20 protein-coding genes are annotated in these 19453 nt (G+C 49.0%); 10 read left to right on the top strand and 10 right to left on the bottom strand.

Annotated elements, in window-relative coordinates:
* Window positions 1-33: 33 nt before the first annotated feature.
* From ACUJFL_RS07665 to ACUJFL_RS07685, 5 genes are all read left to right on the top strand, one after another.
* A complete protein-coding gene (locus ACUJFL_RS07665; protein WP_445428913.1) occupies window positions 34-654 on the top strand; it encodes a GDSL-type esterase/lipase family protein in 621 nt (206 codons plus the stop codon).
* Window positions 655-959: 305 nt separating this feature from the next.
* Window positions 960-1574, top strand: coding sequence for a hypothetical protein (locus tag ACUJFL_RS07670; RefSeq protein WP_445428914.1), 615 nt, complete (start codon window positions 960-962; stop codon window positions 1572-1574).
* A gap of 552 nt (window positions 1575-2126) precedes the next feature.
* The gene (locus ACUJFL_RS07675; RefSeq protein WP_445426609.1) at window positions 2127-3278 is read left to right on the top strand and encodes an efflux RND transporter periplasmic adaptor subunit; all 1152 of its coding nucleotides are present in this window, start codon (window positions 2127-2129) and stop codon (window positions 3276-3278) included.
* Window positions 3275-4477: an ABC transporter permease gene (locus tag ACUJFL_RS07680; RefSeq protein WP_445426610.1), complete on the top strand. Its 1203-nt coding sequence runs from the start codon at window positions 3275-3277 to the stop codon at window positions 4475-4477. Before ACUJFL_RS07675 ends, ACUJFL_RS07680 begins: the two co-directional genes overlap by 4 nt.
* A gap of 1 nt (window position 4478) precedes the next feature.
* Window positions 4479-5189, top strand: coding sequence for an ABC transporter ATP-binding protein (locus ACUJFL_RS07685; protein ID WP_445426611.1), 711 nt, complete (start codon window positions 4479-4481; stop codon window positions 5187-5189).
* Between the two features lie 365 nt (window positions 5190-5554).
* Here ACUJFL_RS07685 and tnpC read toward each other — a convergent pair whose 3' ends face one another.
* From tnpC to ACUJFL_RS07710, 5 genes are all read right to left on the bottom strand, one after another.
* Window positions 5555-7114, bottom strand: a complete 1560-nt coding sequence (gene tnpC / locus ACUJFL_RS07690; RefSeq protein WP_445428799.1) for an IS66 family transposase — start codon at window positions 7112-7114, stop codon at window positions 5555-5557.
* Window positions 7115-7206: 92 nt separating this feature from the next.
* On the bottom strand, window positions 7207-7563 hold the full coding sequence (gene tnpB, locus ACUJFL_RS07695; RefSeq protein WP_445425237.1) for an IS66 family insertion sequence element accessory protein TnpB: 357 nt from the start codon (window positions 7561-7563) through the stop codon (window positions 7207-7209).
* Between the two features lie 2 nt (window positions 7564-7565).
* Complete coding sequence (gene tnpA, locus ACUJFL_RS07700; protein ID WP_226752469.1) at window positions 7566-7850, bottom strand: IS66 family insertion sequence element accessory protein TnpA; 285 nt, start codon at window positions 7848-7850, stop codon at window positions 7566-7568.
* Window positions 7851-7899: 49 nt separating this feature from the next.
* Window positions 7900-8466: a site-specific integrase gene (locus ACUJFL_RS07705; RefSeq protein WP_445428915.1), complete on the bottom strand. Its 567-nt coding sequence runs from the start codon at window positions 8464-8466 to the stop codon at window positions 7900-7902.
* A 12-nt stretch (window positions 8467-8478) separates the two neighbouring features.
* A complete protein-coding gene (locus ACUJFL_RS07710) occupies window positions 8479-8973 on the bottom strand; it encodes an Arm DNA-binding domain-containing protein (protein WP_445428916.1) in 495 nt (164 codons plus the stop codon).
* A 320-nt stretch (window positions 8974-9293) separates the two neighbouring features.
* Here ACUJFL_RS07710 and ACUJFL_RS07715 point away from each other — a divergent pair, with 320 nt between their 5' ends.
* Entirely contained in the window at window positions 9294-9524 is a 231-nt protein-coding gene (locus tag ACUJFL_RS07715; RefSeq protein WP_445426173.1) for a helix-turn-helix domain-containing protein, read from the top strand.
* 120 nt (window positions 9525-9644) lie between these two features.
* Here the strand turns inward: ACUJFL_RS07715 and ACUJFL_RS07720 are convergent, their stop codons facing one another.
* Both ACUJFL_RS07720 and ytfE read right to left on the bottom strand, forming a co-directional pair.
* On the bottom strand, window positions 9645-10829 hold the full coding sequence (locus ACUJFL_RS07720) for an IS4 family transposase (protein WP_445428917.1): 1185 nt from the start codon (window positions 10827-10829) through the stop codon (window positions 9645-9647).
* A 199-nt stretch (window positions 10830-11028) separates the two neighbouring features.
* Window positions 11029-11748 (bottom strand): iron-sulfur cluster repair protein YtfE, encoded by a 720-nt coding sequence (ytfE, locus tag ACUJFL_RS07725; protein ID WP_445426614.1) that lies wholly within the window; start codon window positions 11746-11748, stop codon window positions 11029-11031.
* A 170-nt stretch (window positions 11749-11918) separates the two neighbouring features.
* Here ytfE and norR point away from each other — a divergent pair, with 170 nt between their 5' ends.
* Genes norR through moeB form a run of 3 tightly spaced genes read left to right on the top strand, consistent with a single transcriptional unit; the run spans window position 11919 to window position 14629 of the window.
* The gene (norR, locus tag ACUJFL_RS07730) at window positions 11919-13445 is read left to right on the top strand and encodes a nitric oxide reductase transcriptional regulator NorR (protein ID WP_445426615.1); all 1527 of its coding nucleotides are present in this window, start codon (window positions 11919-11921) and stop codon (window positions 13443-13445) included.
* Between the two features lie 37 nt (window positions 13446-13482).
* Entirely contained in the window at window positions 13483-13890 is a 408-nt protein-coding gene (locus tag ACUJFL_RS07735; RefSeq protein ID WP_445426616.1) for a YbaN family protein, read from the top strand.
* Window positions 13865-14629 (top strand): molybdopterin-synthase adenylyltransferase MoeB, encoded by a 765-nt coding sequence (moeB, locus tag ACUJFL_RS07740; protein WP_445426617.1) that lies wholly within the window; start codon window positions 13865-13867, stop codon window positions 14627-14629. Before ACUJFL_RS07735 ends, moeB begins: the two co-directional genes overlap by 26 nt.
* A 21-nt stretch (window positions 14630-14650) precedes the next feature.
* Here the strand turns inward: moeB and ACUJFL_RS07745 are convergent, their stop codons facing one another.
* From ACUJFL_RS07745 to ACUJFL_RS07755, 3 genes are all read right to left on the bottom strand, one after another.
* Window positions 14651-15016, bottom strand: a complete 366-nt coding sequence (locus ACUJFL_RS07745; RefSeq protein WP_445426618.1) for a putative zinc-binding protein — start codon at window positions 15014-15016, stop codon at window positions 14651-14653.
* Window positions 15017-15126: 110 nt separating this feature from the next.
* Window positions 15127-16329, bottom strand: coding sequence for an NnrS family protein (locus tag ACUJFL_RS07750; RefSeq protein WP_445426619.1), 1203 nt, complete (start codon window positions 16327-16329; stop codon window positions 15127-15129).
* Window positions 16320-17648, bottom strand: a complete 1329-nt coding sequence (locus ACUJFL_RS07755; RefSeq protein ID WP_445428918.1) for an MFS transporter — start codon at window positions 17646-17648, stop codon at window positions 16320-16322. The genes ACUJFL_RS07750 and ACUJFL_RS07755 overlap by 10 nt, the downstream gene beginning before the upstream one ends.
* A 303-nt stretch (window positions 17649-17951) precedes the next feature.
* Here ACUJFL_RS07755 and ACUJFL_RS07760 point away from each other — a divergent pair, with 303 nt between their 5' ends.
* Entirely contained in the window at window positions 17952-19448 is a 1497-nt protein-coding gene (locus ACUJFL_RS07760; RefSeq protein WP_445426621.1) for a NarK family nitrate/nitrite MFS transporter, read from the top strand.
* Window positions 19449-19453 lie beyond the last annotated feature (5 nt).

Consider the following 19453-nt stretch of genomic DNA (forward strand, 5'->3'; position numbering starts at 1 on the left):
GCTCTGTTGCCAATTGCTGCTGTGGAGATTAGCTTGAACATTACCACTTATGTCAATTACGAAAAGTATCAGCAGGCTAACCAGCAATTTATAGCGAATTACCCGCAGGGCGCACTGGTGGTATTTATGGGCGACTCCATCACTGAGTTCTGGCCATACCAACGCCCGACGTTTTTTGCGCAAAATAACTTTATCGGTCGAGGCATAGGCGGCCAAGTTAGCCATCAGATGTTGCTGCGTTTTCGAGAAGATGTGCTTAATCTGAAACCGCAGGTAGTAGTGATCCTCGCTGGCACCAATGATATTGCGCAAAACAGCGGCGCTATTGTTTTACCCCGCGTAGCCGACAACATTTTCAGTATGGCCGAACTGGCACGCGCTCACGGTGTCAGTGTCATTCTGTGCTCGGTATTACCAGCCAGTGATTTTCCGTGGCGCAGCGGTTTGCAGCCGGTGCACCGTATTGTTGAGCTTAATCAGCTGATTAAACAGTACGCAGTGCAACACCAAATTCCTTATGTAGACTATTACGCAGCGATGAATGATGGCAAAGGTGGCTTGCGGGTGCCTGATTTCACCAATGCAAAAGATCAACGCCGCAGGTTATGCGTTGATGGAGTCGTTAATTGCGCCAGTGATTGCAAGTGTACTTGAAGCCCGCAGTAACGAGTTAATCTAGGAGCCTTAATGATCAGTTATTATTGCAATATTAAAAAAGACTGTCAGTTTATTTTACAATAAAAAACTCTTTTCTTTTTAGTATCCATATAAGCAATTGAAAAGTAAGAGTAAAAAAATATGGTGCAAATATTGCTGATAGATTCTGCGGAAAAAGTGTTTTAAATGCACTAACTGCTCTAATCAATTCACCAGTCTAGATAGCATGCCTAGTATTAATGGCGCTCATACCATTTGATGTTACAGGTTGAAACTAGCGTTTTTAGTATGAGGGTTTCTTTATGTTTAAACGAAGTAAAATAGCTTGTGCAATAGGTTTTGCTCTCTGTGTAGTTGGTCCGAATGCCAACGCAGGCATCATCAGTGTTGCGTTAGACGCAGATGTTAAAGTAGAAGTGCCATTAGGTACATCACCACAATCAGATTCCGATACGGGCGAAGTTGAAGTTGATACATTTATAAGTCGAGAAAGTGGCTCTTCTTATGCGCAGTCAACCGCTCGTGCATTGAGTACGGGATGGTTTTATGCAACCTCTCGAGCTATACAAAATGCTTCGAGTAGCGCGACTATTCTTCAAAAATACGTTTTTCAGAATGACGGGGATGATGGCTTTTTCGATTTTAACTTTACCGTCGAGAATGGTGGGCTAGATATTTATTGCCAAGGCGATGGTTATGGGGAGGGCTACGGTGACGGATATGGCGTTGGCACCAATAGTTGCGATGCGACCCTTGCTAGCACAGCGGGCTACAATGCCAATATCACTGTTGGATTGACTAGTCTTTGGAGCAGCGCTGCAACCCTTATCTGGGATGTGAATGGGTACACTTTAAATACTTCCGGCACCTTATTAAATGATGCCTTCTTGCCCGGTGACTCTTACTTGGATTCCTGACACAGGTGAAGCTCACTTGCACTTGCTAGCTCTGCAAAGAGAAACAAAAGCAGCAAAATGTACGCTTTAATCATAATTAAATAATAATTAATTTTTTCATCTATATTAGCATCAGTTTACAGTGATATGTGCTACTACATTTCCCTTTCTGAAATAGCCTGTTTAGCCAGGATTTTAAGCGCTCACTCATCATCATAGCTATAAAGTTAAATAATGGCCCTGTTCGACAAATGTGAACTGAAAAAGGCTGCTAAAGAACTAACACTGGTAAGTGTTGCCAGAAGTTATTCAAACATTCAATAACATACTTGCTGAGCGTCAAACATAAGTAGAACTTGTCATGCAGATTGAGCAGTAAGCAAAGTCGCAAGGTTTTAAAGCGCAGGCCCTAAATTTAGATAGACAAGGTATCAGGGATGACTATAGCAATATACAGAGTACTTATTGCGATAAAAAATATTTATATTAGATTGTGCTAATCCATATTTCAGATACAATCGTCCTAGTCGATTTATGCTTAGTAAAGCTAACAAGGGTTCATCGGAGAAAGTCATGCCTGGTTTGCCGTTTCAACGTCGTACAATCGGATTACTTGCCGTTGCTGTGCCGTTGCTGGTGCTGTTTGTGTTTGTGGTGTTACGCTCTGGTCCGCTTGCTCCGGTAAAGGTCACCATAACCCGGGTGCAGCAGCAAAGCATTACGCCGGACATCTTTGGCATAGGCACCATACAGGCGCGCTCCAGCTATAAAATTGGCCCGGTTATGGCGGGCAAACTGCAGCAACTTACGGTTGATGTAGGTGATGTGGTAAACAAAGGCCAGGTTATCGGCCAAATGGACCCGGTCGATTTAGATGAGCGCTTAAAGGCGCAACATGCTGCCATCGAAGCGGCCGCTGCGGCTTTAACTCAGGCAGAGGCGAGTTTGCACTATGCGCAATCGCAAGCCAGTCGCTATGAGCAATTACTGCAGTTGCGCGGCACCAGCGAGGAAGTTATTGCGGCAAAGCGGCAGGAACTGGTAGTCGCCAACGCGGCTTTACTGGTGGCGCAGCAGAATTTTCGCCGGCTGCAGGCAGAGCAAAACGCCCTGGTGGCACAAAAAAATTACCTGCAATTGGTGGCGCCGCATAATGGCATAGTCACCAAACGCGAACTTGAACCAGGCTCGGTTGTGGTGGCAGGCCAAAGCATCATAGAAATCATCGACCCCGATAGCTTGTGGGTTGATACCCGTTTTGACCAGATTTCGGCGCAGGGCTTAGCTGCAGGCTTGTCTGCCAGAGTGACACTGCGCTCCAGAGCGACAGAGGTTATGCCCGGTATCGTCATCCGGGTAGAGCCGGTGGCCGACAGCATTACCGAAGAAACCATTGCCAAAATTACATTTTTGGCGTTGCCATCGCCATTGCCGCCTTTGGGTGAGCTGGCGGAGGTGACAGTAACCTTGCCCGCTTTACAGGCCGAGCCAACCATACCCAATGCTGCGCTGCGGCTGGTTAATGGGCATAGGGGCGTCTGGTTACTGCAAAACGGCCGCCAACGGTTTGTGCTATTAACACTTGGCCGCAGTGATTTGGCCGGGAATATTCAGGTACTCGACGGGCTGCAAAGTGGCGATGAGATTGTGCTGTACAGTGAGAAAAGCCTGACTGAAAACAGCCGGTTAACGATTGTCAGCCAGTTAGCCGGAGCACAGCAATGATCAGCCTTGCCGGGCGTGACATCCTGCATGCCTGGGGCAAGTTTGTCTTTACCGGTTTTGGCCTTGGTCTGTTAATTGGTGTGACCCTGGTTATGGCCGGTGTATATCGCGGTATGGTAAATGACGGTAGAGTGCTAATGGACAACAGCGGTGCAGATTTGTGGGTCGTGCAAAAAGATACGCTGGGGCCTTATGCGGAATCCTCCAGTGTGGCTGACGATCTGTGGCGCAGTATCCGCAGTATGCCCGGCGTGGCGGCTGTCGCCAATGTTACTTACCTGACCATGCAGGTGCGCCAGGACACCAGAGATGTCAGGGCCATGGTGGTTGGCATCGCTGCCGGCGGCGCCGGGCAGCCGGGCTGGCCGCCGCAACTGATTGCCGGGCGACATATTAGCCGTAGCCATTATGAAGCCGTTGCCGATATTGCCAGCGGTTTTAAACTGGGCCAACAGATTACTATTCGCCGCAACCAATATACCGTAGTGGGGCTCACACGGCGTATGGTGTCATCCGGTGGTGACCCAATGATTTTCATTCCGTTAAAAGATGCCCAGGCGGCCCAATTTATTAAAGACAATGCTGCCTTACTGGACCAACGACAGCGAAGCAGGGAAAACCCGGCCTTTAACCGGCCCGGCATGCCCGGTGTGCTTGATGCGGTTATTGCCAGCCAAACCAGTAATAACGCGGTTAATGCCATTTTAGTGCGTATCTTGCCGGGCTACATAGCAGATGACGTTGCCGCACCCATCCGGCGCTGGCAAAGGCTGACCGTGTACGACAGAGCACAGATGGAAGCCATACTGATCGGTAAGTTAATTGTCACCTCGGCCAGACAGATAGGCATGTTTTTAGTGATCCTGGCGTTGGTCAGTGCCGCCATTGTGGCCTTTATTATTTATACCCTGACCATGGATAAAATTCGTGAAATCGCCGTGCTAAAGCTTATTGGCACAAAAAACAGCACTATTGCCGCGATGATTATCCAGCAGGCGCTGGTGCTTGGCGGCATTGGCTTTGTGGTTGGTAAAATCAGCGCTACTTTTGCGGCACCACTGTTTCCCAAATACGTGTTACTGATGCCGGTTGATGCCTTAATTGGCTTTGTGGCAATAATGCTGATTTGCCTGTTATCAAGTCTGGTGTCTATTCGCATGGCGCTGCGGGTTGACCCGGCCGAAGCGATAGGAGGTTAGTATGGCGCAGCAGGGAATACGTATTGACGGTTTGTCAAAACAATATGGTTCTGGCGACAACGCGGTGATGGCATTAAAAGACGTTAATATGTATGTCGCGCCCGGCGAAGTAGTCGGGCTGATAGGCCCGTCAGGTTCAGGTAAAAGCACCTTGTTAAAATGTCTGGGGGCGGTAATAGACCCCACTAAAGGGCGCATGAGCTTAGGTGATAAGCTCATCTTTGACGGCGGCTGGAAGGTAAAAGACCTGCGGGCCCTGCGCCGGGACAATATTGGCTTTGTGTTTCAGGCGCCTTACCTTATTCCGTTTCTTGATGTCACCGATAATGTTGCTTTATTGCCGATGCTGGCAGGGGTTGCCAATGCCCAGGCGCGCAGCCGGGCGGTTGAGCTGCTAACCGCGCTGGATGTGCAGCACCGTGCCACTGCTATGCCTTCGCAATTATCAGGTGGCGAGCAGCAGCGTGTTGCTATTGCCCGTGGCTTAGTGAACCGGCCGCCGGTTATTTTGGCTGATGAACCCACAGCGCCGTTAGATTCTGTGCGGGCGCTGGCCGTCATCCGCATTCTTAACGACATGGCACAGCGTTTTCAAACCGCCGTTATAGTGGTAACGCATGATGAAAAGATTATCCCTACCTTTAAGCGTATTTATCACATCCGTGATGGTGTAACACACGAAGAGCAAGGCGAAGGCCGGGTTATTGGTTAGCGCTAAATTAATTAATAATGACTTTACTGCTTTAAAATTTAAATTAAATTAGAGTATTAAGATAGTTTCATTACTTGAATATCCCTCAGGGTCAGAACAAAAATTAAATTGATCGCTATGGCTCAATCCATAAATTGGTAATATTTATAGCCAGATTTGGATCCTTAGCGAATCGGTCAAAAAGCCCCCAGCAACGCTTCAAAAGCGCTACCATCTTGTCTGGTGATGTTTGGTATAAATCGACTGTAACGCTCAAACAGCATTTTGGTTGAGCTGTGGCCAAGTTGTCTGGCAATCCACTCCGGGTTCTCACCCGCAGCAAGCGTAAGCGTAACAACAACCACACCTTGCGGTGTGGCTGCTGATCAATAAGGCAGGAGTTCTTGCAGTTGCTCGTGGGTATTGGCTTTGGGCAGCTCTGTCAGCAAGCGGCATAAGTAATCATACGGTTCCAGACCATTGATTTTGGCCGTTTCGACTAGGCTATACATTGCAGCACTGGCTTCTGCGCCCGTTTCAGTATTGGCAAACAACCACGCCTTGCGTCCAATCACGAACGGTTTGACGGCGCGCTCAGCACGGTTGTTGTCGATATTTAATCGGCCATCGTCCAGATAGCGGATGAGTTTGGGCCACTGATTCAGGCTATACGTGATAGCGACTCCCAGTAAACTTTCTTTCGTGACACTCTCGCTTGATTTATCCAGCCAGCTTTTAAATTGTTCTAGCAGTGGTTTAGCTAGGGTTTGTCTGGCGTCATACTTCTTGTCAGGCGGCGCGGTTTTTAATTTACTCTCCAGTGCATAGAGTTTCTGGATGTGGTTAAGCGCCACATCCGCTTTACCCGTTTTGCCTTTACCCTGCGCCTTTTGGGCTTCGACGAACTTGCGTCTGGCATGCGCCCAGCAACCGACTAAGGTTGCGTGAGTTTTCTCATATCCGGCATAACCATCGACCTGCAGATAACCGTTAAAGCCGGATAAGAAGTCACAGGGATGTTTGCTGCTGCGGCTATCCTGATAATCAAACAGCACCAGCTTAGGGCCGGTACTTTTCTCTAAGCCACAGCCATATACCCACATGTAACAGGTGCTTTTCTCAACATCCAGCACATTGACGGTGGTTTCATCTGCCCACAGCACCGGCTGTTTCAGAAGCTCGGCTTTCATTAACGCCAGTAGCGGTTTAAGTTTATCTGCACAGGTTATCAGCCAACGACTCATCGTTTGACGACTAAGCTCAATGCCGGCTTCATTAAACAGTTTTTCTTGTCGGTAAAGTGGCATCCCATAGTGCATTTTGCTGCTGATGATTTGCGCCAGTAAACTTGGCGTGGCCATGCTCTTAGGGATAACCGCAGCTGGCACATCAGCAATCTTAATGTCGACCTTAGTGCCATTGGTTTCACACTGCCGGCAGCTGTATTTCAACCGGACGTTTCTAAGAACACGGATTTGCGCGGGCACGAACTCAATTTGCTCACTAACCTCTTCACCCATTTGATGCAGGGCATGGCCACAGCAGACACAGGTTTTATCGTCAATGTCATGGATAACGTCAACGCGGGGCAATTCAGGAATAATACGCGGTCGGCGTGGCTTGGCGGCTTTCTCAGCGCTCTCGGTCGTCTGAGTGTCTGGCTCTGTCGCTACGAACTCGTCTTCAATAAGCTGTTCGGCCTCATTCAACACTTCGCCTTCACCTTCGTAGGTCTCGCTGCTGGGGCTAAATTTCTGGTACTTCGCTAAGTTATAGCGCTCCAGTAATTGCTGTAACTTATCCGAGAGCTGCTGGTTAACCCGCTCTAGTTTAGCGATGCGTTTGTCTTTTTGCGCCAGTTTGCGCTCAAGCTTTTGTGTCTGCTCAAGCAGCATTTTCTTGAGCAGTTCAACATCATCAGGTAAGGATTGAGGTATCTTTTTCATGGCCATTATTGTAACGGCCAATTTGGCTAAGTGCTTGGTAAGATTTAGATTGTTTTGGATGCGATCTACAGGATTTATAGCCGATCGGCATATCAACCCACACTCTGGTAATGCAGCGGCTGGTGCGCGGTGATTTTTTGAATATCGACACCTTGCAACAGCCAATGCCATTGCTGTTCGCTAATAGACAACACTTTACCTGGCATCTGCCTTGGCCAGCGGAACGTGTCTTTTTCAAGTCGCTTGTACCAGAGGCAAAACCCGGTGCTATCCCAGTACAACACTTTTAACCGGGTACGCTGCCGATTGCAGAACACAAACAGTGCGCCGCTAAATGGCGAGAGCTGCATCTCTTGCTCGACCAGCAACGATAAACCATTAATGGATTTGCGAAAATCGACCGGCTGTTTATGCAAATAGACCTTAAGCACATCGAGGAACATTTTCATGGTCAAAGTGCCCTGAGCAAGGCGGCTAACCAGAGTGCATCCGTCCCTGCTGGAAGTTGCAATTCCATATCACGCTTGCGTAGCAGGATATGCCGGGCCAGTGGCGAGCTTTGTGGTGCTAATTCAATGAAACCGGTGTCATCATTCTGATGAGCCAACAACTGGCGTTTACGGAGATTGAAATAGGTCGGGATAATCCCTTGTCGTTTAGCAAATGCCGTTTGAGTAAGGCCACTTTGGGCTTGCTCGGCGAATAAGGCCAGCCATTGTTCTTTAGTGCGTTTCATGATGATTACCCTGATAATTTAAAGAGGCAGACAGGGTAATGTTGATCAGTTAGGATAGGAATGTGTGGTTGGCGTTACGCTTACCAGCAAGCCATAGTGTTGCTGCTGTGTGACGGGTTTCATAAGCCCGACGGTGGGCCAAGCCCAATAATTTTAATGTTGGCGTCCAAATTCTTTTCGTTACGTTTCGATGATCGAGCGGGTTACCCGCGGCATTACAAAACACATATTCTTTGTCAGCTGTTGTTCGTTTTTGTGTCATCAGTGCATCGAATACCGGCTGTGACATATGCACATGGCGGTAGGAATAATTATTCTTCGGTGTTGCTTCAAGGTTATTGACGAGGGTTTCCTGCACCACAATTTGGCGGCGCTCAAAGTCGACAAATTTCCATTTAAGTCCATCGACTTCTGCAGTGCGTAATCCGGAGAAAAACCTAACCGTGTAATATGGCCTGAAATCAGCGCGTACGCCGGCCAAAAAAATACGAACCTCTTGCAATGTAAGAGGGTTGATAAGCGGTTTATCAATTTTTAATGGCTCGATATCAACAAAGGGGTTGTTAAAGTTGTAGCGCTTTGATGCTTCTACCAGGAGTTTGCGTAGTTGCGCCATGATATGATTAATTCAGTCATTTGAGATGCGTTTTTTGCCGTTACCTGTTTTGGTTAAGCGCGATCGAAACTTCAAAATGTCAGCACGAGTTATTGCATCCAGCCTTTGCGAGCCGAAAGCGGGTAGTAAGCAGTGTTCAAAAATAGCGTTAACGTTTGCACAGTGGCTTGCCTTCCAAATGCTCTCATTTTCATCTAACCACTCAGCTGTAAATGCGCTAAACAATGGGCAGTCGTGCACAAGAGAGATTGATTGAGGTAACGCTGCAATGCTTTGTTTTACCGATGCATCAAGCTCTGCAAAATACTTAGATCTTGGACTGCCCGGGAAAAAATCGGCGTAGACAAACCGACCCAAACGAATGGCTGCCTCAATATCATCGATGAGTTTTAAAAGCTTCGCACGGTTAGTTTTACTGTCAGTCAGTGCTGTTTGTTCGCGGCAGCGCACACCGTTATAGCGAAAATCCAGTACCAGTTTATTACTACGTACAGCGATACTAGCCACTACATACTCTCCCTGACGCCATTGGGATGAGATTTCTCGGCCTAACGGTATGGGAGTAAAGCTCCTGCTCAACAGCTTCCCAAATGTAGAAAATCTTCCTGCCACCAAAAGGTCTGATATAGTGTATGCCTTCGATGAACACAGCATCTTTAAGAACTCTATTGATGTAGCCGGCACTGAAATGTATTCTCATTGCCAAATCTTTAGTGGTGATAAGTGTTTTAGACATCTTAATTACCTGTTAACTGTTCTTTGAGAGAACATTATTGCAGCTTATTAGTGTTCTTTCAAAGAACACTTTGTGTTTTTTGGGGGAGCCTATGATCCTTTTTAGGATTAAAGAATTGATTACAGAAAAAGAGCGGCGGGAAAATCGCAAGATTAGTGTTAGTGAGGTAGCGCGTCACACTGGCGTTAACCGAACGTCTTTGTCGAAAATGCAGAATCCGGCAATACAACACTCAACCACCACGAATGCGATAGAGGCGCTTTGCCGTTATTTCGACTGCAAGGTAGAAGACGTAATGGTGTATCAGCCTGATGACAAGTGATTATGAATATGGTTGTCAGAATGATTTTGTTTGGACCAGTCTATGTGAGACTAATTAATTTTTGATTTGGGATTGGTGTTTAGTGACTGAGGGATCCCCACAAAATTTAGATACATACTATTAGCTCTTTGCCAATTTGATTACCGCCCAGTCCCACTGTGCAACCCAGAGCAAGATTTGTTTAAGTCCTTGCTGATAATTGTGCCTGCGTATAGGCATTTTAGGTTCCTTACAAAGCAGTATCCCGAGGAAGTTCAGTGCAAGCACTCGCCGATTTTTTACCGTATTAGCCTGATATCGCAAATGTAAGCCAGCCTTTTCACCCGCCGAACCCATCAGGTAGTGGAACCAATTTGCCAGTGCCGCCAGTAACAGCAATATACCCAAACGTGATTTGATTTTAGTGCCGTGCAGGTCACTTCCTAAGCCATAACGTGAGCTTTTCTGGTCTCGGAAGCTTTCTTCAATTTGCATCCGGCTACTGTAGCACTTGGCGATTTTATCTGCGTAGCCATGGCACTCAGGCAAAGATGACACCAATAACCAAGGTTCTTTGTAAGACTTATGTTTGTCTCGCTTCAATAGCTTATAGCCTTTACCAACTAGAATCGCGCGGGTTTCATAATGTTGCGTCTGAGTCAGCACGATTGCGCCTAAGTGTTTAGGGGTGGCGCGAGCTTTTTTATAAAGCGCATTTACGGTCATAAACTCTGTTTGCTCTGCCAGTTTAAGCTTCACATTACCTCTGACTCTGGCGGCATAATACCAGCCTAATTTGCGCACCTGCTTAAGCCAAGGCACTTTAAAGCCAGCATCGGTGACGATAACAGGCTTACAGTCGCTAGGTAACATGGCCTTGAGTTGCTTTAAAAACGCCCAGTGCAAATGTGGGCAAGTGTAATCTTCTGCCGCCGCCACTTTTTGTAATAGCGTGAGTGCTCTGCCATCAACAGCGATGCTGGCTCGCAAAATAAAATGGCGCTTCGCGGTATCAGCGTTGCTCCAGTCAATCAAAATGAGCTGCTGCGTTTTGCTACTGACAATCAAATGAGTCATTGCCGCATAGATCAGAGGCAGTTCCCGTTGTAGATTGGCATTGCTGAGCAATCTATCCGCGCGCTTAATGCTGACTTTGTCAGATGTGCCTGGCATAGCGCGACCAATCGCTGTGACAGTGCACCGCGCATCTTTGGTCAAAGCTGTTACAGCATCTAAAAACACCGAAAATCGGGTTTTATGCATCGTTTTGTGGGTGACAAATGTGAGGAAATCAGCGAGCATAGTTTTTACATTCATGGTGACCATCCGCGTTTTGTGAGTTTTGGCGAATGATCAGATCGGGAACCACCATGAATGTTCCCTAATCGCCTAACTTTTTATTTTAACTACAGAATTTCTGGGGATACCTCAGGTTTAGTGACATTCATTTATAACAGCGTCTACAAGAGCTAGCAAGTGAGAGACTTTGAAGTCTTGTAGACTGCTGTAAGTTGATCAGAGAGTATTATTGGCAACTACCACAACAACTCTGGCCGTCGCTTCCGTGCGCCGGTTTTGTCTGCTGTTGCACAAACAAAATTTCATTTTCCAGCAAAATATGCTGCATTAAATCTTCTTTTAACTCTTGCAAGCCTAAATACAGCGCGGTCCAGGTGTTGCAGGCATCCTCTGGCAGCGTAATGTTGTTAGTGAGCTTATCTAAAGTTTCCAGTGCGTCACCGTGCTGCAGGTGTTCTTCTTCCATTACGCTGATCGGCCCGCTGGGGTAAATGCCACCGGCTAACATAGGAAACAAAATTTGCTCTTCCTTCATCATATGACTTTCCAGCTCCTGATACATCTCTTCCAGATGCTGTGCCAGACCGGTTGGGCAGTTGGCATCCAGTGCATGCACATGCTCTACCCGTCGAGCTAAGCGGCTAAGCTCGGGCAACTGCCGGCGATGGCGCTGGTGAAAACGCTCTAAAATAAACTCAATCAGTTGTCTTACCGATTTACTGCGCCAGTCAGTTAACTCGCCGTCTTGTTGCTGCAGCTGTTGCAGCGCGCTTAATACCGGCGCTTCGGCCAGCTGCTTTTTCGCCAGTGCATCTCTCAGGCTGTGCTTACCACCACAGCAAAAATCTAATTTGTATTGATGAAACACTGCGGTGGCGCCGGCAATGCTGGTAGCCAGCTGGCCTAAAGATTGATCTAATAAAGTTGAAGTGGTAATGGCTGACATAGAAACTCCTGCTAATGCAATTTAATGTAGCGCCAGTGCGACGCAGCTAAACTTACAGGGCAAGAGTCAGGCCAAAACTACCACCTTTGATTTATATAGCTTTATTTTATGCTGTGGTAAATTAAACCCAGAAAATGCAGGGTGATAACTACCCAAGGGTAAAAAATACCATGCTGCAAGAAAGTTTAGTTGCCGACTTAGTTACCGAATTGCCCGCTGCAGTGCGCCTGCAGCGTTTGGTAAGTACGCTGCGCAGCCACTTTAGTTGCGGTGCGGTGGGTCTACTTAGGCTGGAGCATGATGTGCTAAAACCGGTGGCACTGCATGGTTTAGTGCGCGAAGCTCAGGGCAGGCGTTTTGTAGTGGCGCAGCATCCTCGATTGGCAGCTATTCTGGCCAGCCGTAACCCAGTGCGGTTTGAACCTGAGTCTGAACTACCCGATCCTTATGATGGCCTGCTGGCTGAACAGCCCGGCCAGGCCTTGCCGGTGCACGATTGCATGGGCATAGCACTGTACATCGAAGGTCGCTGTTGGGGCGCACTAACACTGGATGCGTTAACCGCAGGCAGTTTTTCAGCTGCAGCAGTATATGAGTTGCAGCGTTATAGTCTGCTGGTAGAAGCCGCCGTGCGGATGACGGAGCTGGAGCAAGCCAACCGTGCGCTTAGGCTTAATCATCAAGCCGACGAGCAGCAATTTGAACCTGCCGCCAAACAGCGTTACGAGCTGATTGGCCAAAGCAGTGCGTTAAAGCAAATATTGCAGGAGCTGACGGTGGTGGCAAACTCGGATTTACCCGTGCTGTTATTGGGTGAAACCGGGGTAGGTAAAGAGCTGTTTGCACGCCATTTGCACCGTAGCTCAGCGCGTGCTGCTAAACCTATGATCTATATTAACTGTGCCGCCTTGCCGGAAAGCCTGGCTGAAAGTGAGCTGTTTGGCCATAATAAAGGTGCCTTTTCCGGTGCCCACAGTGAACGCGCCGGCCGCTTCGAGGCCGCCGATGGCGGCACCTTGTTTTTAGATGAAGTGGGTGAGCTGCCACTGGCGGTGCAGGCCAAGTTATTGCGGGTACTGCAAAACGGCGAGATTCAGCGCCTTGGCTCCGATAAAAGCCGTACCGTGAATGTGCGCTTGGTTGCTGCCACTAACCGTGATTTAAAACAACAGGTTAAAAGCGGTGAATTTCGCGCCGACTTGTATCACCGCTTATCAGTATATCCTTTGCCGATACCGCCACTTCGTGAGCGGCCGGATGACATTCCATTACTGGCTGGCCATTTTCTCGAGTTAAACCGCAGTCGCTTGGGCTTGCGTGCGCTGCGTTTATCCGGCGATGCAGAACTGGCCTTGCTTAGCTATAGCTGGCCGGGCAATGTGCGCGAGCTGGAGCATGTGATTAGCCGCGCAGCGATTAAAGCGCTTAGTCAGGGCGCGTCGCGCAGCGATATTGTAACCTTAGGAGCCGCTTTGCTGGATATTGACACCGTGCCTGCTGCAATAGTGCATACCGAAGTGCATGGCAATACGATAGCCAACGGCATAGCGCTAAAGCAGGCAGTAAGCCAGTTACAAAGGCAGATGATACAACAGGCGCTGGCACAACACTGTGGCAGTTGGTCACAGGCGGCCAGACAGTTAGAGCTAGACCCGAGCAACCTACATAAATTGGCGCAGCGTTTAGGGCTTAAATAGGCGCAGATAACTCTGCCCCCATTTTAACGGAGGGGATTTGACGTTAATAAAGCTGGCGTTTTGGCGCATGCTGGCAATATGCAGCTTAGTGCTGGGTTTAATAGGTATACCTCTGCCGGTTTTACCAACTGTGCCGTTTATTTTGCTTAGCGCCTGGTCAGCTGGAAAAGGCTGGCCAGCGCTGGAGTTATGCTTATTGGCGCACCCCAAGCTCGGGCGGCCGGTGTTGGCTTGGCGCCAATCTGGTATCGTACCGCGGCGCGCTAAATACCTGGCCAGCGCCATGATGCTGCTAAGTTCACTACTGCTGCAGTTATCCACTGTCGCATTGCCGTTAAAACTGCTGTTACCGTGCTTCTTGTTATTGGTGGCCATATGGCTCTGGCGGCGGCCAGAACAGATTAATCAGGATATCCAAGATGACAACACTCATCAAGCCAACTGAGCTGACAACACAACAGGCAATGCGCTACAGCCGCCAAATAATGCTGCCGGCCATGGATTTTCGTGGCCAGGAGGCGTTACTGGCAAGCTCGGTACTGCTAATTGGTATGGGCGGCTTGGGCTGTGCGGCGGCGCCTTATTTAGTGGCCGGTGGCGTAGGGCATATTACGCTGGTCGATGACGATACCATTGACCGCAGTAATTTACAGCGGCAAATACTGTACCGCGAAGCGGATATTGGCCAGAGCAAAGCACAGCAGGCCGCTTTAAGCTTGCGCCAGCTTAATGCCGACATCACGATTGAAGCACTATGCCAACGCTTAAATGCCGAAGATTTAGCTACTTTGGTGCCACAGTATGCATTGGTGCTGGATTGCACTGATAATTTAGTTACCCGCAATGCGATTAACGCTGCTTGCGTTAGCGCTAAAGTACCGCTGGTTTCCGGCGCGGCTATCCGCTTTGAAGGCCAGGTCGCCAGCTTCAGTATGCAGGGCGACGGCGCTTGTTATCACTGTTTAAGCAAATTGTTTGGCGAGCAGCAGTTAACCTGTATGGAAGCCGGTATTTTAAGCCCGGTAGTTGGGGTTATCGGCAGCATGCAGGCGCTGGAAGCGGTAAAAATTCTTGCAGGCATAGGCACGCCACTGTACGGCAAGTTACAGCTTTTTGATGGCCTAAGTAGCCAGTGGAGCTCATTTAACCTAAATAAAGATCCGCTTTGTAATATATGTGGATAGTATGGGCATTCGTTTGAATGCTCAGCGAAGTATATCGCTGTGCACCATTTGCAATAATTTATAGGCATCGCCTAAGTCACAGTTTTCATGGTCGCGCTTTTTATAGCCAAGTGTGGTGAGTTCTATATGCCAGGTGGGTACTACGTCTACTGTGGCCAGGGTTTGTTTTACGCAGTTAAGCGGGCAGCCGTCTACCGCCAGTATTGGCCGGCCGGATTGGGCTACTTTTACCAGTTGCTTTACTTTGCCGCCAACGCCGGCAATACAGGACATTTGCGCAGAACCTTCGCGATCGAGCACTACGGCCAAATCGTTGGCCAGCTGGGCGACGTTTGAGCAGCCGGAGCAGGCATACACCAGCGGCTTGTCTTGGTAGTCGGTGTTCATACTGGGCTCCGTTGTGGTGGAAATATTTACCCAGTGTAAAAGCTGTTGAAGCTGGCGGCTTGATATAAATCAAAGCCGCCGCAGCCTTACCCCTTCAGAGGTAAGGTGGTTTAACCCGGTCTGCCATCTGGCCTGGGGGTAGTTAGCACCGGAAAATACACCAGCACGTAAAGCGTATAGGCCAACACCCAGCCGCCGACACCCAACCACAACCATTGCATGGTTTGCACCGGCCACAGCCAAATTAATAGCGTGCGGCTGATGGCCGCTGCCAGTACCAGCAAAAACGCCAGTGACATCAGCGCATGTGGCTTTAACATGCGGCCGCTGTGGCCTAATGATACCCGCGCCATCATGCTTAAAATCATGCTGCCCATGGCGCCGGCGGTTAACGCATGCAGCGCTATGCTGTTACTGATATTCACGCCGGCGTAACGCGCACTGTAAAGTGCCAGCCCTAGCGGTATGCACCAGTAGGCGATATGCAGTGACCACAATAGCGGAACCTTTAGCGTGATCCAGATTTTCCAGCGCAGGCAGCGCAGGCTAAGCAGCAGAGCACTTAAGCCAAATAAACTGCTTATTGCCAGGGCTGGCAGGTGTTTAGTCAGGGCAAAAAAGTGTAAGACAAAAATTAGCCACAGTGAGCCAAGCGCTGCGCGATCCAGCCAGACAATAGCATCGACCTTTTTGGTTTGGGTGCCATTGGCGGTAAACATCGGTAATACGCGGCCGCCGACAATCGCCATTAGCAGGGTGATGAGCCACACCGCATTCTGGCTGCCCAGTTGCACCAATTCATAGCGTGACGTTGCTACCCCGATATACATCAGCAAGTTACAGGCGGTCAGTAACAGTAGTACCGGAATAAAAAACAGGTTGCGCTGCTGGCCGGTTTTAATAAGCGGTATTGCCAGCAGAAAAGCGCATACTGGTAAAAAGCTTAAATCAACAGCAGCTACCAGATACAGCGGTAAACCCTGACCAAACAGTAGTAATAACCGGCCAGCCAGCCACAGCAGGCTGATAAACAATAAGCTTTTGCCATGCGGCGCACGGAGCCCGGTCCAGTTTTGTACTGCGGTAAGCAAAAAGCCAATCACAATGGCGCTAACAAAACCAAACAGCATTTCATGGCTGTGCCAAAACAGCACATTGGCGAAGGGTTTTAGCTGAAGCTGGCCGGCCAATGTCAGGCCCCATAGCAGCATGGCAATGGCGCTAAAAGCGGCACCAAATAAAAACATTGGCCGAAATGCCTGGCGTAGCAGGGGTAACAGCTTTTGCTCAGTAGCCAGATCGGTTATCTGCATATGTTGTCCTCGTGGTCAGAAGTGTCATCATCAAGTAAGAAATTATTACTGCGCGCCTGTGCCAGTTTTTGCTGATATTGTGCGGCCTGATTGGCAAAAAACATGGTGATCATACAAAGCGCCAGAACGCCATATAAGATCATAAAACAGCCGGTGACTATGCCCAGCACATCTTGTGCTACGCCAAATAAAATGGGCAGGGTGCAACCGCCTAAGGCGCCAATGGCGGCAACAAAGCCGCCAGCACTGCCCATATGCTGTGGGTAGTAATCGTGAATAACCTTATACACACTAGCACGGCCAAAGCCCTGTGCTACGCCGATGATAAAAATCAGTAAGGTAAACCACCACACATTCAGACCAATTTCCAGCTGTACGTCTTTTTCCAGACCATGAATAATTAACGTGGTGGGTGGGTAACTTAAAAAAAACAAACAAACGATACAGACCCAGAATACGCTCCAGTTTACTGCCCGGCCGCCATAGCGATCGGCAAACCAGCCACCCAGCGCCCGCACCATACTGGAGGTAGCAACAAAGAACAGCGTAAAGGCCATCGCCTGCTGCGCATCCATAGCATAGGCCTGCATATAGTATTGTGGTAGCCACAATAACAGAGCTAAAAAGCTGCCAAATACAAAGTAGTAATACAGGGAAAATCGCCAGATGCGGGCGTCACTGCAAAGCTGGCGCAGGCTAAGTGCTTGGTGTTTGGCTGGGCTGAACTGCAGCGGTTCTTTTGGCGCTAGCAAGATAAATATCAGGCTAATTAGCAGCATGCCGGCGGCATATAAAGGCCCCACCCACTGCCAGCCTGCATAATTAATAGCTAGTGGTACCAGCACAAAGGTAATAGCCACACCGGCATTGCCAACACCAAATAAGCCCAGTGCCCGGCCCTGACGGCTGGAGGCAAACCACTGGCTGACATAGCGTACGCCAAAAGTGAAAGACACACCGCTAATACCAAACCACAACCCCAGCCATAAGTAACCGCTATAGCTGTCCACCAGCGGCAGCAGCAACAAGGCCGGTATTACCGCCAGCATTTGGTATAGCCACAACAGCCGGGCGCTGATACGGTCAGCAAGGATCCCCAGCGGGATACGTAATAGCGCACCGGTTAAAATAGGCGCTGCTAATAAAAAGCCGTATTCGGTCGCGCTAAGTTCAAGTTGTTGCTGTAGCTGCAGCCCCATTACCGCATACAGTGTCCAGACTGAAAAACAGGCAGCAAAAGCCAGTGTGGCCAGCAATAATGCCCGGTTAGCACCGTTTAGCGTGGCCTGGCTCAGGCTGGTGGCAGCAGGTGGCGGCATAACAAAACATCCGGCAAACAGTATTACTGCTTAGTGTAACGCCAAAGGCCGACGCTGCTGCAGCAAAGAGGGTGTACCTCTGACGCGCCGGGTGCGCTTGGTTGCGGTTATGGCTCTAGCCAAAGTGGGTAAGAGTAGCTGTCAGGCCTAGCGCTGGCTGCAATAACGCCGCTACCCACAAAGTGGTATCTTCTTGTTTTTACGATGAAAGCTGCCTGTTCAACTTTGTTTTATATCAATGATTTTGCCCGGCAGCCTCTCTACACTGGCCAAAGTGAATCGATTAATCCTGTGGAGGATGTTATGGCTGGTCCTGCTTTAGCACAACAAAGCGGCAGTGGGTTAAACCTGCTGAATTTTGCTGAACAAAAAATAAAAATGCTGCACCTGACCTGGTTTGCCTTCTTTTTGACCTTTGTGATGTGGTTTGCTCACGCGCCATTGCTAATACACATTAAAGAGGCTTTAGCACTAACCGATGCTCAGATTAAAGCTTTACTCATTCTAAACGTTGCCATTACGATACCGGCACGCATCGTAGTGGGTATGTTAGTTGACCGCTATGGTCCGCGTATAATGTATTCGCTGCTACTGTTTATTTCTGCTTTGCTGTGTATCGGCTTTGCCTTCGCCGATACCTATTCTGCGCTGGCATTATTCCGCTTTTTACTCGGCTTTGTCGGCGCAGGCTTTGTGGTGGGTATTCGTCTGGTGGGCGAGTGGTTTCCGCATCATCAGGTGGGTACGGCCGAAGGTATTTATGGGGGCTGGGGTAACTTTGGTTCGGCTGCTGCCGCGATGACCTTACCGTTACTGGCACTGGCCTACGGTGGTGACGATGGCTGGCGCTACGCCATTGGTACTGTAGGGGTGATTAGTGCAGTTTACTCGCTGGTGTTTTATAAATTTGCCCGCAATACGCCCAAAGGCTCAGTGTATTTTAAGCCAAAAAAAACCGGTGCCATGGTGGTTACCAGCTGGAGCGCGTTGTGGGGCCTTATTCTGATGAATATCCCTATGCATCTGGCGCTTGGCATGTTGGCCTGGCGCTTATCTCCGGCCGGCGTCAATCTGTTCAGCACTGACATGATGTATGCGTTGTGGGGCGTGCTTTTGCTGCTGTTTATTGTGCAAACCCAGCAAACCTGGCGAATTAACGCGGAGCATTTACGTGCTGGTGTACCCGAAGCCGATAAATACAGCTTTAAACAGGTCGGCATTTTAAATATTGCTTATTTTGCTACCTTTGGCTCTGAGCTGGCGGTTGTGTCAATGCTGCCGCTGTACTTCCTGGAAACCTTTGAGGGACTAAGTGCGGTAAAAGCCGGTTTGCTGGCGTCGGGTTTTGCTTTTATGAATCTGGTATCACGCCCTATGGGCGGCTGGTTTTCGGATAAGTTTGGCCGGCGCAAAAGTATGCTGCTCTTAATTGGTGGCCTGGCCGCGGGCTACTTTTTAATGGGGCTGATGGACAGCCACTGGTGGATCCCGTTGGCCGTGCTGGCAACCATGGCCTGTAGTTTCTTTGTGCAGGCCGGCGAGGGCGCGGTGTTCGCCATAGTACCGCTGATTAAACGCAGCATGACCGGGCAAATTGCCGGCATGGCAGGGGCTTATGGTAATGTCGGTGCTGTGGTGTATTTAACGGTATTAAGTTACGTTAGCTATAGTATGTTCTTCTACGTGATTGCCGCTTCAGCGCTGGTGGGGCTGGTAGCGGTAATGTTTTTAGATGACCCTAAAGGCCATATCACTGAAGTGGGTGAAGATGGTACTGTGCACCGCATCAACGTTGGTTAAACAAG

It is taken from the genome of Alishewanella sp. HL-SH05 (assembly GCF_052655985.1).

Coding starts and splice junctions, on each gene's coding strand:
- ACUJFL_RS07715 (WP_445426173.1), top strand. CDS start 9,294: ATGATCCTTTTTAGGATTAAAGAATTGATTACAGAAAAAGAGCGGCGG.
- tnpC (WP_445428799.1), bottom strand. CDS start 7,114: ATGAAAAAGATACCTCAATCCTTACCTGATGATGTTGAACTGCTCAAG.
- ytfE (WP_445426614.1), bottom strand. CDS start 11,748: ATGTCAGCCATTACCACTTCAACTTTATTAGATCAATCTTTAGGCCAG.
- ACUJFL_RS07720 (WP_445428917.1), bottom strand. CDS start 10,829: ATGGTCACCATGAATGTAAAAACTATGCTCGCTGATTTCCTCACATTT.
- ACUJFL_RS07675 (WP_445426609.1), top strand. CDS start 2,127: ATGCCTGGTTTGCCGTTTCAACGTCGTACAATCGGATTACTTGCCGTT.
- ACUJFL_RS07705 (WP_445428915.1), bottom strand. CDS start 8,466: ATGGCGCAACTACGCAAACTCCTGGTAGAAGCATCAAAGCGCTACAAC.
- ACUJFL_RS07685 (WP_445426611.1), top strand. CDS start 4,479: ATGGCGCAGCAGGGAATACGTATTGACGGTTTGTCAAAACAATATGGT.
- tnpA (WP_226752469.1), bottom strand. CDS start 7,850: ATGAAACGCACTAAAGAACAATGGCTGGCCTTATTCGCCGAGCAAGCC.
- ACUJFL_RS07680 (WP_445426610.1), top strand. CDS start 3,275: ATGATCAGCCTTGCCGGGCGTGACATCCTGCATGCCTGGGGCAAGTTT.
- ACUJFL_RS07745 (WP_445426618.1), bottom strand. CDS start 15,016: ATGAACACCGACTACCAAGACAAGCCGCTGGTGTATGCCTGCTCCGGC.
- ACUJFL_RS07750 (WP_445426619.1), bottom strand. CDS start 16,329: ATGCAGATAACCGATCTGGCTACTGAGCAAAAGCTGTTACCCCTGCTA.
- moeB (WP_445426617.1), top strand. CDS start 13,865: ATGACAACACTCATCAAGCCAACTGAGCTGACAACACAACAGGCAATG.
- tnpB (WP_445425237.1), bottom strand. CDS start 7,563: ATGAAAATGTTCCTCGATGTGCTTAAGGTCTATTTGCATAAACAGCCG.
- ACUJFL_RS07755 (WP_445428918.1), bottom strand. CDS start 17,648: ATGCCGCCACCTGCTGCCACCAGCCTGAGCCAGGCCACGCTAAACGGT.
- ACUJFL_RS07670 (WP_445428914.1), top strand. CDS start 960: ATGTTTAAACGAAGTAAAATAGCTTGTGCAATAGGTTTTGCTCTCTGT.
- norR (WP_445426615.1), top strand. CDS start 11,919: ATGCTGCAAGAAAGTTTAGTTGCCGACTTAGTTACCGAATTGCCCGCT.
- ACUJFL_RS07760 (WP_445426621.1), top strand. CDS start 17,952: ATGGCTGGTCCTGCTTTAGCACAACAAAGCGGCAGTGGGTTAAACCTG.